The 13862-nt window shown below is 27.7% G+C and carries 13 protein-coding genes; 4 read left to right on the forward strand and 9 right to left on the reverse strand.

All coding sequences use genetic code 11. The features are described from left to right. Positions 1-87 precede the first annotated feature (87 nt). Together KGF42_RS11690 and KGF42_RS11695 are read left to right on the forward strand one after the other, a co-directional pair. Positions 88-1341, forward strand: coding sequence for a sodium/glutamate symporter (locus KGF42_RS11690; protein WP_227826374.1), 1254 nt, complete (start codon positions 88-90; stop codon positions 1339-1341). A 97-nt stretch (positions 1342-1438) separates the two neighbouring features. Then, positions 1439-1663, forward strand: a complete 225-nt coding sequence (locus tag KGF42_RS11695; RefSeq protein ID WP_227822550.1) for a FeoA family protein — start codon at positions 1439-1441, stop codon at positions 1661-1663. Between the two features lie 159 nt (positions 1664-1822). Here the strand turns inward: KGF42_RS11695 and KGF42_RS11700 are convergent, their stop codons facing one another. From KGF42_RS11700 to KGF42_RS11725, 6 genes are all read right to left on the reverse strand, one after another. Further along, positions 1823-2521 carry a LytR/AlgR family response regulator transcription factor gene (locus KGF42_RS11700; protein WP_227826375.1) on the reverse strand — a complete coding sequence of 233 codons (699 nt, stop codon included), beginning with the start codon at positions 2519-2521 and terminating at the stop codon, positions 1823-1825. Positions 2522-2808: 287 nt separating this feature from the next. Beyond that, positions 2809-4116 carry a sarcosine reductase complex component B subunit beta gene (grdF, locus tag KGF42_RS11705; protein ID WP_227826376.1) on the reverse strand — a complete coding sequence of 436 codons (1308 nt, stop codon included), beginning with the start codon at positions 4114-4116 and terminating at the stop codon, positions 2809-2811. An 85-nt stretch (positions 4117-4201) separates the two neighbouring features. Further along, positions 4202-5488 (reverse strand): sarcosine reductase complex component B subunit alpha, encoded by a 1287-nt coding sequence (grdG, locus tag KGF42_RS11710; protein WP_107594081.1) that lies wholly within the window; start codon positions 5486-5488, stop codon positions 4202-4204. Between the two features lie 281 nt (positions 5489-5769). Further along, positions 5770-7092, reverse strand: a complete 1323-nt coding sequence (locus KGF42_RS11715; protein ID WP_227826377.1) for a sigma-54-dependent transcriptional regulator — start codon at positions 7090-7092, stop codon at positions 5770-5772. Next, entirely contained in the window at positions 7092-9086 is a 1995-nt protein-coding gene (locus tag KGF42_RS11720) for an ATP-binding protein (protein WP_227822554.1), read from the reverse strand. Before KGF42_RS11720 ends, KGF42_RS11715 begins: the two co-directional genes overlap by 1 nt. An 83-nt stretch (positions 9087-9169) precedes the next feature. Then, the gene (locus tag KGF42_RS11725; protein WP_227826378.1) at positions 9170-10420 is read right to left on the reverse strand and encodes a GntP family permease; all 1251 of its coding nucleotides are present in this window, start codon (positions 10418-10420) and stop codon (positions 9170-9172) included. A gap of 231 nt (positions 10421-10651) precedes the next feature. Between KGF42_RS11725 and KGF42_RS11730 the strand changes: the two genes are divergently transcribed. Next, a complete protein-coding gene (locus tag KGF42_RS11730) occupies positions 10652-11197 on the forward strand; it encodes a helix-turn-helix domain-containing protein (RefSeq protein ID WP_227822556.1) in 546 nt (181 codons plus the stop codon). Between the two features lie 150 nt (positions 11198-11347). Continuing rightward, positions 11348-11845: a YjjG family noncanonical pyrimidine nucleotidase gene (locus tag KGF42_RS11735; RefSeq protein WP_255650956.1), complete on the forward strand. Its 498-nt coding sequence runs from the start codon at positions 11348-11350 to the stop codon at positions 11843-11845. 123 nt (positions 11846-11968) lie between these two features. Here KGF42_RS11735 and KGF42_RS11740 read toward each other — a convergent pair whose 3' ends face one another. The 3 genes from KGF42_RS11740 to KGF42_RS11750 are packed head-to-tail and all read right to left on the reverse strand — an operon-like array spanning position 11969 to position 13778. Next, on the reverse strand, positions 11969-12589 hold the full coding sequence (locus tag KGF42_RS11740; RefSeq protein WP_227822557.1) for a hypothetical protein: 621 nt from the start codon (positions 12587-12589) through the stop codon (positions 11969-11971). Further along, complete coding sequence (locus KGF42_RS11745; RefSeq protein WP_054273731.1) at positions 12579-13601, reverse strand: uroporphyrinogen decarboxylase family protein; 1023 nt, start codon at positions 13599-13601, stop codon at positions 12579-12581. The genes KGF42_RS11740 and KGF42_RS11745 overlap by 11 nt, the downstream gene beginning before the upstream one ends. After that, a complete protein-coding gene (locus tag KGF42_RS11750) occupies positions 13602-13778 on the reverse strand; it encodes a hypothetical protein (RefSeq protein WP_227822559.1) in 177 nt (58 codons plus the stop codon). Between the last annotated feature and the right edge of the window lie 84 nt (positions 13779-13862).

The following is a 13862-nucleotide window of genomic DNA, read 5'->3' on the forward strand; positions in this document are numbered from 1 at the left end:
TATTAATATACATTTGATAATAAAATTCCAATACATAAGAATTTAAGTTATACAATTAAAACTTTGAATTACAAAGGAGGATTTATTTTGCTTACCTTAACTTTTGATATGGTACAAACCTTGACACTATCTATATTATTTTTTTTAATTGGTAATTTGTTAAAGAATAAAATTAGCTTTTTAAACAATTTCTGTATACCTGCACCAGTAATAGGAGGTCTATTATTTTGTTTTCTAAATTTATTTCTTAAATATTTTAATATGGTAGATATATCTGTAAGTGAGAACTTAATGCCAAATTTTATAACTTTCTTTTTTACGACAATAGGACTTGAAATAAGCATAAATCTTATAAAAAAGGGTGGTAGTGTATTATTTAGATATTGGATTTTGTGTGGAGTATTGGCATTTTGCCAAAATATCTTAGCTATTACAATATCAAAGATTATAAAACTTGAACCTCTCTTAGGTCTTATGTGTGGCAATGTATCTATGGAAGGTGGTCATGGTTATTCTGCTGCATTTGGACTTACAATAGAAAAGCTTGGTATAGATGGAGCAGTTGGAGTTGGTCTATCTGCTGCAACAATAGGTCTTATTATGGGTGGTATATTGGGATGTCCTGTAGCTAGATTCCTAATAAATAGATATAAATTAAAACCGTCATCAAATATAGACTTATCGAGTCCTAAGTATAATAGAAATCTAAAGGGATTAGGAAATAAGTTTTTTAGAAATAAGAATAGAATAAAAAACAATGATTTCTCTAACCCAATAACACCTACTGTATTTTTGGAACAAGTTCTTCTCATATTTATTTGTATAAATACAGGAGAAATCATAAGTAGAACCTTCTATATAATATTTAATATCTTATTACCTTCTGTTGTAACTTGTATGTTTTCGGCTGTTATTTTTAGAAATTTAAATGATAAGATAAGTATACTAGAATTAAATTTTAAACTTATAGACTTTTTAAAAGAACTTTCATTAGGAATTTTTTTAACTTTATCGCTTATGAATATAGATTTATTTGAATTATCTACATTATTACCTCCTATTCTCTTAATAGTAACTTTCCAAGTAATCTTTATAATCCTATTTTCAATATTTATTTGCTTTAGAGTACTTGGAAAAGATTTTGATTCTACCATCATAATAAGTGGTTTAATTGGACATGGAATAGGTGCTACTCCAAACGCTTTAGCAAATATGAGCTCTTTGACACAAAAATATGGAGATTCCCCAAAAGCCTTTTTAGTCGTACCATTAGTAAGTGGTTTTTTGCTAGATGCTATTAGTATCCCATGTATACTATTTTTTATAAACATACTAACTTAATATGTTTATTTTTTTGTTATATATTGACAATTTGCTCTTTTTATTATATATTATAAATATAAAGTTTGATAATGATTTTCATTAGGAGGTGTTAATAATGACTGTTTACAACTTGAAACTTGGACAAAAGGGAATTATAGACAATGTAGCTGGAAATGAAAAACTTATGAAGAGACTTCTAGCCTTAGGATTAATAGATGGCACTGAGGTTGAAGTGAAAAAGATAGCTCCTCTTAATGACCCTATAATAATTAGATTTAGAGGATTTGACTTAGCTATTAGAAAATCTGATGCAAAAAATATAAATTTAAAAAATAATTAATATATAATAAAAAAGAGATTTTAAAATCTCTTTTTTTGTTTATGTATAGATAAATTTGAGTAAGTATTTAAACATTATATACTATGTAAAAGTCATCAATATAGACTTATAAATAATAGTTATAAAATATCAACTATTTTTATAAATAAACTATTTAAACTAGTCTGAAAATATTTGTTGGCGTAGTCTAGAAACAGGTATTCTATCTCCACTTTCCATAACTGCATTACCATTTTCATATCCATATACAGATTGTAAATTTATTATATAGCTACGATGACATCTAAAAAAATTTGTTGGTAAACTTCTCTCTAAATTTTCAATAGTATCATAATAATCTATAGTCTCTTTCTTTAAATGAACATAAATTTTTCTTTTTATAACTTCACAATATAAAATATCAGCAATTTTTAATCTCCAATATGAATAGCCTTTTTGTATTGTGATATAATTACTTTCATTATTTTCAAGTTTTATAACTATTCTATCCAAAATTTCATATAGTTTCTCATTAGAGAGAGGTTTTATCAAATAATTTATAGCATCTACTTCAAAAGCATCAAATACAAACTCATTTAAAACTGTAACGAAAATTATAAAGCAATCATTACCATATGACCTTAATTTTCTAGCTGCCTGCATTCCGTTAATCTCTTCCATCTGTATATCTAAAAATATAATATTAAACTTTTCATGATTGCATAATAAATCTTCTGCTCTATCAAAAAGCTCTATATTATATGATAAATTATTCTGCTTCATATATAATTCTATATTTTCTTTTAAATGATTTAGCATATATGATTCGTCATCACAAATGGCAATTGAAATCAATATGTACACCTTCTTTCTTGTCATTATTCTAATTATTATATAAAGTTAATTTTTTCTATTCAATCAATCTGTTCTAATATGTTGAATATTTGTTCCAAAATGTAATAATCTCACTTTTCATAGTATATCTAATTTAAATTTGTGTATCAATATTATAATAAATTAATTTATTATTTTATAAATTTAATTTAAAAATGTACAAATAGTATTCAATCTTTCAAATTTATCTAATAAAAAAAGATATCGTAAAATAATTTTAAAAAACTATTTTTCGATACCCTTTTTAATTTCAGTCTTGTGTTATATTTTTATTATTCAAATACTGTTTGGTCTTCTATATCTTCTGTTAGTGCATTTAAAGCTTTCAAAACTATGTTCTTTCTAATTTTTTTACTTTCTTCTTCTCCTAAAATAGGATTTCCAAGTGGATATGGTATTCCTACTGCTGGAACAATTCTATTAGCTCCTATTGTAAGTGATATTGGTACTACTGTACAAATATGAACAACTGCTATGCCAGCTCTTTCAATCTCTTTTACCATCGTTGCTCCACAACGAGTACAAGTACCTCATGTAGAAGTTAAAATTACAGCATCTACATTGTCTTCTAACAATTGCTTAGAAAATTCTTCTCCAAATCTTTTAGAATTACCAACACTTGTTCCTGTTCCTGTAGTAGTTATAAAATAATTTGCTAATTCTCCAATTACACTTTCTTTTTCAAGCTCTCTAACTACATCTAGTGGTACAACCAAATTTGGATTTTCAAGTACATACGCTCTATCATAACCTCCATGTATAGTTGTAAATTCTTTATTTGACATAGAATCCATATCTGTTAAATCGTAAATTCCATATTTAGTAGCACTTGAAGACTCAATTTTATCTGGATTCTCAATTGGAACTATCCCTCCAGAAGTTACTAGTGCAAGTTTTATCTTAGATAAATCTTTAATAGGCTTCATAGGTGTAACTCTATCAAATTCAGGCATTGGATACTCAGTTTCAAAGTTTTCTCCTTTCATCTTCTTAACCAACATATCAATTGCTCTTTCAGAGCCTCTAAGTTCATGGAAGAAATTTTTTCTTATTCCTCTCATTATATATCCTTCTTCTTCAGGAGACCCTATTTCCTCACCTCTAACCAATTTAAGACCTAGTTTTGTCATTATTGGAACTACCTTTCTAAGACTTGCCGCTGAATTTCCTGTAGATATTATATGCAAATCCAACTTGAACATATCTACACCTGGATTTTCTTTATACATTCCTGTAACTACAGGAATATTTAGCTCCTCTTCAACTGCCTTACAAATAGTTCCACAAGCTACTCCATATCTACCTGCATTAAATGCTGGTCCTGCAATAAATAAATCAGGACTTTCTTCTTTTATCATTTTTAAAAGTTCTTGAGTTGCACTATCAATATTTTCACCAAAATGCGTATCTCCACAAATTACAGTTGAAATTATCTCTGCATCATCATTAAATTGACTCTGAAATGCTATTCCAGGTCCTACTGCCCCAGCTTTTTTCTCTGGCGGAATATCTGCTTTTTCCTCTCCTCCTATTCCAGCAAAGAAATTGTTTATATAATGAACCACTCTGATTTTACTCATCTCTTAATCCTCCAAATCACTTTATAGTTATTACATTAATTAGACCAATGATTACACTAACAAAACTTTATATTCAAATATTTATTTAATAATATCTTGCTGTCAAATGATTATAACCATTTGCTATAGTTGATGCTATTATAATTTGTAGTTCTGCGTCCATACTTCCATCATCATTTAAGCATCCTTTATACCCTCCTATCATCATCTCAACATAATCTAAAGTTCCTATAATTTTTTCCATTGCTGGGAAATGAACCACTAGGTTTCCTTGACCACAAGAAACAACTGCATCTGCTTCTTTAGTAGCATCTGCTATAGATTGACTCTTACCATCTTTTCCAGGAAACTCATCTGTTATCAAAACTACACTTGCTCCAACTTCACTACATTTTCTACAATTCATCATTAGGTCAGTATCTGGATTTCCGTAACCTTCTTCTGTCACCAAAACTCCATCAACTCCTAAAAATTCTATTAATTTGGCTACCATATCAGAGCTTCTCTCTTTATCTACCAAGAATACGTTTTCATTAGTCAAAATAACACCTATAAAGTTTAAATCTTTTCCATGTCTTTTATATAAGTCATGTATAACTGGATTATTTAAATGATGGAATGTCGTAACCTTATCACATGGTGCTACACAGTTTCCAGATATTATAGCTCCATCCATTATTTCAGTTGGGTACATAAATGTGGGAACTATTTGTTTAGCATCTACTCCATAATAATAAGTATCATGTAAAAGTCCTTGTGATTGTAACATGTGAACATATGCTACTGTTGGTAGGTCTGGATATTCTTTTACTTGTTTTAATAATGGCTTTGTCTCATATACAATTACTTCATCTGGCTCAACTTCTCGTCCTGCTTCACCTACATATGCACCTATTTTTAATCCAGCAATTCTAGCTGCTTCCTCATAATCATGAGTATCTATACCATCCTTTGCTTTTATAACAAGACATATATTATTTGTTTTTGAAAAAGGTGTATATTTAGCAGTAGGACCACTCATATCAATTACACCTTCTTGAAATCCAACGATATTTCCACAAGTTACAACACAAGCTCCTAAAAGTACATGAGTTCTTCCACTTCCTACTGTCTTCACTTTATTTATAATTCCAGGAAATATTTTGCTTTCATCTCCAATTTTAACTCTAGGTTCTATTACATCTTTAACTGGAGCTATTCTTATTGATTCGCCAGGTCTTGCAAGTTCAACATTTACACTTACAATCCTTTCATCTTCTAATGCTATACTTTCTATTTCCTTGCTATTCACATATAGTACTCCATCTTTTACTTCTGTCTTTTCTCCAAATTCAACATTTTTTATAAATATATTCCCTAGCTCTAGCTTCATATGAAAATCCCCCTTAATATATTTAATCGCAATTAAAAGTATTTATTATTACGTTTATTAATATATAAAGCATTTTCTATGCCAATTATTTAAAATACATATTCTATATATTAATATCATAGAAATTTTCATTTTTAATTTACATCAGTATTGAATTTACCAATAATTATTGTAAATTCTAATTTTTAAAATTATAATAAAAAAAGATAAACAGATTTTTTCTGCTTATCTTTTAATAAACTTTGAGAAGTTTTTTTCTCACTCAATGAGAAATTTTTTTCTTACCTAATATTATATTCTGATATTTTGTTAGTTAATTGTCTTCTACTAATCTCCAATTTTTTAGCTGTATTTGAAATATTGTTTCCACATAAAGATAAAGCCTTTTCAATATACTCACATTCAAACTCTTTTCTTATTTCTCTTAAGGGTCTAATACTTATTTTATCATCTATATGCACATTATTTGATATTAAATTTAAATTATCTTTTGATAAATTACCTTCTTCACTTAAAACTACAAATCTATTTATTATATTTTTTAATTCTCTTATATTTCCTGGATAATTATAATTTAATAAAAAGTCCATCACTTCCTTGTCGATTGAATGTACCTTTTTATCATGTTCAATTTGATACTTGTTTAAGAAAAATTCTATAAGTGTACTTAGGTCTTCCCTTCTTTTTCTTAGTGGTGGTATAGTTATTGTTATTGTACTTATTCTATAAAAAAAATCTTCTCTTATATTTCCATTTGATATTTCTACTTTTGGTTCTTTATTCATCGCACAAATTAATCTAAAGTCAACTTTAATGGATTTATTACTTCCTATCCTCTCTATAGATTTCTCTTCAAGTGTCCTTAGAAGCTTTACCTGAACATTTAAAGGTATATCTCCTATTTCGTCCAAAAATAAAGTTCCTTTATTTGAAAGTTCAAATCTACCTTTTCTACTATCTACTGCTCCTGTAAAAGAACCTTTTTCATGTCCAAATAACTCTGACTCTAATAAATTTTCTGAAAAAGAGCAACAATTTACAGGAACAAATATCTCATTCTTTCTTGGACTTATACTATGTATATATCTAGCTAGTATATCTTTCCCTACACCAGATTCACCCAAAATTAATATATTAACATCTTTACAAGCAGCTTTTTCTGCTATTTTTATAACATCATTAAAATCTCTATTTTGGGATTCTAGAGTAAAATCTAAATTATTCTTTTGTGCAGAAACTGATGACTTCACTATCTTTACCTTTTCAATTTCTTCTAATAAATTTTCAATAGGATTACTTTTTATAAAATAAGATAAAGCTCCTCTTTTCATAGCATCAACTGCATTTTCAATACTTCCATATCCTGTAACTAATATAACTTCTATATTTTTATTAATAGATTTAATCTCATCTAATAACTGTACTCCGTCCATATTTTTCATCATAACATCAGATAAAATCAAATCATAATTCCTATCTTTTTTGATGATATTTACAGCTTCTTCTCCACTTAGTGCTATATTTACAACATAGCCATTCTTTTGTAGAATTTTTTTCATTACTGTTCCATACTCTAGCTCATCATCAACTACTAGTATTTTCATTATATAGTCACCTCTTTATTTAGTGGAATTTTTATATGAAAACAAGTTCCAATCCCCAATTTACTTTCAACACTTATATCACCATTATTCTTCTTAATCTCGTTATAAGTGATATATAAACCTAAACCAGTCCCTTCACCTATTGGTTTTGTAGTATAGAAAGGATTAAATATATCCTTTAGAGCATCTTCCTTTATGCCTTCTCCATTATCTTTAAAATCTATAAACAAACTATGGCTTTCTACATAGCAATTTATAATAATTTTTCCATTCTCATGTATTGCATCTACTGCATTAGAAATTAAATTTATAAATACATGTTTTAATGATTCTCCATTTATGTAGCATATTAAATTAATATCACAATCGATTTTTATTTCAACATTCTTTAATTGTAATATTTTATATTGAAGTTTCACTATATTTTCAATGAAATTTCTTATATTTATATGTTCTAAATTATCATCCGATATTCTCGCAAAATTTAACAAATTAGTTATAATGTTACTTGCTCTGTCTACATTGCTTTCTATTGATTTTACACAATCATGTACTTCTTCTACTGTAACATTATCTTTTAAAAGATAGCAATTATTTCTTATTATTCCCAAAGGATTTCTTATCTCATGTGCTACTCCAGAAGCTAATTGTCCTATAGATATCATTTTATTTTCCCTAAGTAATTTTGCCTCTACTATTTTATCATTCGTTATGTCTTTAATAAGAACCACTATATACTCAGTATTATTTTTTTTATACTCTACAGGAAAAGTATTTATCTTTAAAATCTTATTGTGTATTTCTACTTCACTAGTTTTACTTATATTTTCAGAAAATGTATTTTCAATAATACCTTTTATTATGCTAATCAAATCTTCTATTTTATAACTCATTTCACTTATAAAATCATACAGTATTTTGTTCGATTCTACTATGTTGTAATTTTCATCTACAAGCATTATTATATCTGTTATGCTATTAAAAGTTGCCTCTAAAGCTTTTTTATTTTCTATTACTTCTTCTGTTTTTCTTTTTATTTCTACCTTTAACAAGTATGTATAACTATAAAAAATATAAATTGATATTAAAATTATGCCTATAAAAATATAAATACTTGGTACAATTCCTCTCTCATATAATATATCATCAACTTCATTATATGTGGAATACCATTTTTTCTTTAAGTCTTTATATACTCCATTTTTCTGAAGTTTAAAAATCCCCTTATTTAATATACTGACCAGTTCTCTATATTGTTTAGGTACAGCAAGAACTGCCTTTTTAGTATAGATAGGATTACTTAAAATATTGTATTTATTTGAAAGTCCATAATTATTTATATAATACCGTAGTACTGGCTCATCACCAACAACTGCATCTACTCTTCCTAACATCAAATGTTTGACCCCAGTCTTTATATCTGGAGTCAATACAATATTTATGTCTTCAACTTGTTGCTTTAAAAAATTTATAGAATAATCTCCTTCTGGAATTGCCACTGTTTTTCCATTTAAATCCATGTAACTATTTATATCTTGAGATTTTTTATCTTTTAATATATTTGCACTCAAAGTATATATTGGGTCAGTAAATATAAATTTACTTTCCCTTTCTTTTGATGGAATTAAATCAAAAAACTTTATACTATCATCTATTGAATTTATAAAAGATTCTTTCCACCATGTATTTGGTTTAAAATAAAAATCTCTACCAATTTGAATTGACAGAGAATTCATTAAATCAACAATAATTCCCTTATACTGTCCATCTTCTTTACCTTTATATCTCAAAGGAGGGGAACTTTGGTCGGAGCTATAAACCAAATTCTTATGTTTTTCTAGCCATTTTTTTTCGTCTTCTGTAAATGGAAGTGATTTCTTAATATATTCAAATACATTTAGATTATACTCCATATTTACATACATATTTGTAAGTGAAAACACCACTAAAAAAGAGTAAATAATACCTATAATAACTATCTTTTTTTTATTCACTTTAAAACTCCAATCTTCTTTTTTACTATAATAAATTCAATATTTAATAACAAAATCCTACTTTTTTCATTAAATATTTATATTTATTGTAAAATTAATTGAATAGATGTTGAAATTGTAGTCATTACTATTCCTATCAGTGCTTCATATGGAATTAATTTAAATCTTTCTCCTATATCCATATTTATACTACTTGCACTGGTATGAAACAATGAACCATGTGGTAACTGCTCAAACACACTAGAACCAGCATTGATTATTGATGCACCTGAAACTGGCGATAGACCACCATTTAATATGGCATCAGAAAAAGTAGATGATGCTATAGTGGCACCAGCTGTTGATGATGCTGTTGCCAATGACATAAGTATGCCTGAAATTGGTGCTAATAAAAATTGTGGCATATTTAAAAATTGTAGGATACTTATTGTACTCTGTTGTAATTCAGACATCTGTATAATTCCTGCAATAGTCCCTGTTCCAAGTAATAATATACATACTCCTTGCATCTTAGATAATCCAAAAGCCAAATATTCTCTTGAATTGTTCAGATTCCCTGTGGCAATTAGAGTTACCATTCCTCCTATTGGAAGAGCTATCATTGGGTCTATAACTATAGGAGATACACTCCCCAAAAACAACAATAATATAGCTATAATTGGACCACATAATGATTTAAATAAACTTGGTAAATCATCTCTTTGCTCTAAGATTTCATATGATTCTATTTTATTCCCTCTCTTTATTAATATACTAGCTAAGATAACTGTAGTCACAACTCCAACGATTGCTGGAATTATATTAGAAATCATAACACTAGATAGGTTGACTGAAAAATTTCCTGCCACTGCTATAGTATTTGGATTTGGTGATACTATATTACCTGCTTTACCTCCTCCTAACATGGCTAATAGTATTGATAATTTAGAATAATTTAATTTTCTACCTATATATAATCCTATAGGTGCTACAGTTATTATAGATACATCCAAATTTACTCCTACCCCAGCAAGTACCATGGTTGAAATAGCAATTGAAAGCAAAGCTCTCTTTTCACCAAATATTTTTACAATCTGTTCTGATATCTTATCTACTGCCCCTGTTTTTATTAGACTTCCAGCTAATACACCTGATGCCAAAGCTCTAAAAATTGATGGTGAGATGTTCATAGCTCCAGTTGCCATAAAATCTACAGTTTGTGTTATATTTGCTCCTCCAACTAATCCTCCAATAAATGCTCCTAACATTAAACTATATACAGCTTGAAATTTTTTTATAATTAAAATAATTGCTACTAATAAGCCAAATATAGCTCCAAAAGTTGTTATTTGCATAATATCCCCTCCTATCATAAGTTAATTATTTTTTACTTAATTTAATTTTATTTAAATATATTTTAAGTATTCTGTATTCACTTGTCAATTATATTTTAATTTATTCAATTATATTGAACATTATTTTTTCAAATTTTTATTCTATGTGTTATAATAACTTCATACTATATAATCTTTTTACTTGATTATTTTAAGTTAATATTTTTAAAATGAAAAAGAGAGGATATTCATATGAATGATTTAAATTTAGGAGAAAAAATAGCTGAAGTTCGAAAAAAACAAAACTTAAGTATTCGAGATTTAGCAAAACTAGCTGATGTTACGCCATCATTATTGAGCCAAATAGAAAGAGGTCTTGCTAATCCATCTGTAAATTCATTAAAATCTATAGCCTCTTCTCTAAACGTTCCTTTATTTACATTTTTTGTATCTGAGGTAGATAAAAAAAGCTTGATAGTAAGACATGATAGTAGAAAAAAAGTTATTTTACCTGGAAGCAAAGATGTTGTATATGAAATTTTAATTCCAGACTCTAGTGGTAATTTAGAATTTGCAATTATGGATTTAGCTCCAAACACTTCTTCTTGTATTGATAGAATTACTCATAATGGTGACGAAATCGCATATGTTCTAGAGGGAGAAATTAAACTTTTTATGGATGATGATGAATTTACTTTATTCAAAGGGGATAGTGTGAAGGTTCCTTTAGGAACAAAACATAAATGGCAAAATGATTCAAATAGTGAAAGCAAAGTAATTTTTGCAGTCATCTTATAAAGGAATAAATCCTATGAAAACATATAAATTTATATTTTTTGATGCAGATGACACTTTATTTGATTTTAAGAAGAGTGAATCACATGCTTTTAAGTATATAAAAATATAAGTGATAAGCTTTGGTTTGACCTTGAAAAAAATATTATAACTTTGAATGAACTTAAATTGCTTAGATTTGAACTTTTTGCAAATGAAATGAAATTAGATGTTGACTCTAGAACTCTTAGTAAAATGTACTTAAATTTTTTAGGTGAATGTACCTTTTTAATTCCAGGTGCAATCGATATATTGCCATATCTTAAAGAAAAATATACAATCATTATAATAACAAATGGAATTTCTGAAGTTCAAAAGAAAAGACTTGAAAAGTCAAAAATAAAAGAATATATTGATGGAATAGTTGTATCTGAAGAATTAAAAATATCAAAACCAAATCCTGAAATATTTAAATATGCGCTCAAAAAGTTTAAATGCCATAATAAATCTTCTGCTTTGATGATTGGTGATAGCTTAACATCAGACATCTTAGGTGGAATAAATTCAGAAATAGATACTTGTTGGTTAAATTCTAATAACATCATAAATCACACTAATCATATACCAACTTATGAAATAAATACTCTTCTTGAATTGAAGAAACTATTATAACTTGTAACTCTGTGCATATTAAATAGAATATTATTTTGCAATAATTTTTTTAGTTTATAAATATCAGAACTAAAAAAATTATTGCAATTGACACACAAAACAAATTTTAATCGTAAAAACTAGCTAAAAACATTTTTTAGGACATTTATTGCATCTTGATTCTAAATTTTCTTCGTCCCCCATTAAAACAAGCATTGCAACGCTCTTTATGGGTGATAGTTGATGATAATCATTGATTTCTATTTCTACACTTTTATATTTATTTTTTATATAGTTGTAAATATCCTTTTGTTTCTCTACTTCAAAATCTTTATCTCCTGGATATATTTCATATGATATGTTGAGATTACTATATTTTTCTTTCAAGCACATTTTTATTTTCTCATTAATACAGTCTAAACATACTACGCCTATTTTGTCCAAAGCTAATCCTGCCATCATATTGCAATTTTCCATATAATCATTCATCTTGATGTCAATTTTATCTCCTATTGTGTATAATATAGCAAATGCTTTTTTACACTCTTTAGGCATTTTATCAACATCAACCTCACTTATATATACCTTGATATCTAAAATATCAGTTATATTTTTTATTTCTCTTTCAACTGTTTCACTAATTGTATCTGGAGCTTTTCTATTTCCATACCCCAAAAACTTTAACACAATATTCTTGTCTATAAAAATATCTTCTAAATTTACAGATTCTAAAAAAGATTTATTTTCATTACTATTACAATTCATTAATATCAATCCTATCTAGTTCTTTATAACTAATTCTTCCTGCTTTTATAGCTGCTTGTAAATTTTCTACTGGAGTAGTATTTAAACAGTTACATCCAAAGTCACATAAGAAATTGTCATATCCTCTCATCTTCTTTAATAGCTTTAGCGTCTCTCTTCTAATTTTATCTGGGTTAGAGCGTCCAAGAAGTTTTATTGGGTCTAAGTTACCAATCAACACTATATCTCTAGGAATCATTGGTGCAATTTCTTCATAATCTAAAATTTGGTCTAAACTTACTGCATCTATATTACAATTTAACATATTATCTAATAATTCTCTGGTATCTCCACATATATGCATACCTTTCCAACAATCAAGTTCGTCATAGATTTTATTTAAATTTTTTACTATATATTCATCAAATCTATCTTTACTTAAGGTTACTGATGTTGGTTCTGCTATTGAAATATATTTTGCTCCTGCTTTATTTGCAGCTACAGCATATCTTCTTACCAATTCAGTTGTAAATTCTAATAACTCCTCCACAAATTTTTTATCAGTTATTATACACCTCAAAAGTTGTGTGGCTCCAGCTAATTGACCTGCAAGTGTAAATGGACCTTGTATAGATTCATATAGTGGTTTTTTTATACTTTTTGATATAAGTGATAAGCTTTCTATATTGAGTGGCATACGTCCACTGGTATAAGGGTCTGGAACATCTAATTTTCTTAATTTTTCCCTGTCAGTTATAGTATGAGTTAATACACTTGGGAAATCATAATCTGGTCTCAATGTCTCTAAACCCAGAGTTTCACAAAATGTAATCCCATCACAGAATGAGTATATAAAGTCTGATTCAAAATACTCGTCCATAGTTTTTGCTAATTCTAATTGTATATCTACACTATCATACACTTCATATGCCTTTTTATTTATTAAAAATAATCCATTTGTGCCCATATCAGGCAGGAAAAAACCTCTATCTTCACTATTTATATATTGAAGTAAAGTCATATCTGAAAACATTTAAACTTCACCTCCTACAAGTTTGTCTATTAATTTAACTGCTTTTGGAGCATTTGAACTGTATCCATCTGCTCCTATTTCTTCTGCAAACTCCATACTTACAGGACCTCCACCAATTATTACTTTTGGTCTTTTATCTATCTTAATCCTATTAAGCTCATCTATAACTGATTTCATATTATAGCAATAGGTAAGAGTTTGATGCTATCTCCGTCTTTTCCCCTGCTCCACACCGTACGTGAAACTTTCATTTCATACGGC

It is taken from the genome of Clostridioides sp. ZZV15-6383, assembly GCF_020657735.1.
Lineage (GTDB): Bacteria > Bacillota > Clostridia > Peptostreptococcales > Peptostreptococcaceae > Clostridioides > Clostridioides difficile_D.

Bases quoted from the DNA above. Each gene is read 5' to 3' on its own strand.
- KGF42_RS11700 (WP_227826375.1), bottom strand. From the start codon at position 2,521: ATGACAAGAAAGAAGGTGTACATATTGATTTCAATTGCCATTTGTGAT.
- KGF42_RS11750 (WP_227822559.1), bottom strand. From the start codon at position 13,778: ATGAAATCAGTTATAGATGAGCTTAATAGGATTAAGATAGATAAAAGA.
- KGF42_RS11715 (WP_227826377.1), bottom strand. From the start codon at position 7,092: ATGAAAATACTAGTAGTTGATGATGAGCTAGAGTATGGAACAGTAATG.
- KGF42_RS11695 (WP_227822550.1), top strand. From the start codon at position 1,439: ATGACTGTTTACAACTTGAAACTTGGACAAAAGGGAATTATAGACAAT.
- KGF42_RS11725 (WP_227826378.1), bottom strand. From the start codon at position 10,420: ATGCAAATAACAACTTTTGGAGCTATATTTGGCTTATTAGTAGCAATT.
- KGF42_RS11745 (WP_054273731.1), bottom strand. From the start codon at position 13,601: ATGTTTTCAGATATGACTTTACTTCAATATATAAATAGTGAAGATAGA.
- KGF42_RS11730 (WP_227822556.1), top strand. From the start codon at position 10,652: ATGAATGATTTAAATTTAGGAGAAAAAATAGCTGAAGTTCGAAAAAAA.
- grdG (WP_107594081.1), bottom strand. From the start codon at position 5,488: ATGAAGCTAGAGCTAGGGAATATATTTATAAAAAATGTTGAATTTGGA.
- KGF42_RS11740 (WP_227822557.1), bottom strand. From the start codon at position 12,589: ATGAATTGTAATAGTAATGAAAATAAATCTTTTTTAGAATCTGTAAAT.